General features: G+C 53.1%; 2 protein-coding genes. One reads left to right on the top strand and one right to left on the bottom strand.

Features of this window, described 5'->3' with window-relative positions; translation table 11 throughout:
• Positions 1 to 239 precede the first annotated feature (239 nt).
• Positions 240 to 437 (bottom strand): hypothetical protein, encoded by a 198-nt coding sequence (locus tag AC1DRJ_RS29950; protein WP_477805306.1) that lies wholly within the window; start codon positions 435 to 437, stop codon positions 240 to 242.
• Between the two features lie 328 nt (positions 438 to 765).
• Between AC1DRJ_RS29950 and AC1DRJ_RS29945 the strand changes: the two genes are divergently transcribed.
• On the top strand, positions 766 to 917 hold a 152-nt coding region (locus AC1DRJ_RS29945), incomplete at its 3' end, for a TOBE domain-containing protein (RefSeq protein WP_477805307.1).

Below are 917 nucleotides of genomic sequence, written 5' to 3'. Positions count from 1 at the left end.
CGTTCATTCTTAGTGATTTTGCGTTGCTGTGCGCCATTCCGTTGCGGGATGGGTGTGATGTGCTGGATGTGATTGGGCGGCGGTTGCGGGCTCAGGCTTCGGAGTAACGCCGCTGAAAGATCGTTCCCACGCGGAGCGTGGGAACGATCATTGGATCGTTTTAAGGCGCACCAAAGAAGTGCGCCAGAAGTGGTCGGCCATCGTTTGGCGCCACTTCTTGGTGCGCAATACGCTCGAAACTAGTAGCCCGGCACCTGTCCGAGATGGTTCTCCTGCACGCCAGCCATCAAGTGAAGTGGAATATTCGGTTGTTCTTCCAGGCAAGGGACTTCGAAGCCACCCACAATTTGCACGTGCCGCTCAATCAATCCGGTCGATTCTTGTACTGGTTTAGCCATTCTCGCGTGGTTCGCTGCGATTTCACTGAGGGTTGACACGTTAAATCTCCGGATGACTCACCAAGCGCTGCGCTGGGGTCCTTAAATGTTTATTTGATTTTGCTGCGCCAGAATTACGTCGTTTCCGCGCGGCGACGATCGGCCTTTGCAATCCCCAAGCCAGACACTTTCAGCATCGCGTCAAAGATTTGCCTATGCGACGAATGGTGGAAGGTCCACTCAATCTGGCTTGTGGAGCACACGCTTGATATTCAAAAAAAGAATAAATAGATAATTATTTATTCCTTTTGTTGTTCTAGCAGGTGGTGCACTTTGAAGGCCTGCGCATCCGAACGGATGTGCCCGCCCTCAGACAGGAAGCCTCATCATGACCATCAAAGCGATCAACGTCCGTAACCAGTTCAAAGGCGTCATCAAGGAAATCCTGCAAGGCGACGTGGTGTCGGAAATCGACGTGCAAACCGCCTCTGGAATCGTCACTTCTGTGATCACCACCCGCTCGGTGCGCCGCTCGGTGCG

Source organism: Pseudomonas sp. P5_B2, assembly GCF_056400445.1.
This window is presented reverse-complemented; position numbering and strand designations above follow the sequence as displayed.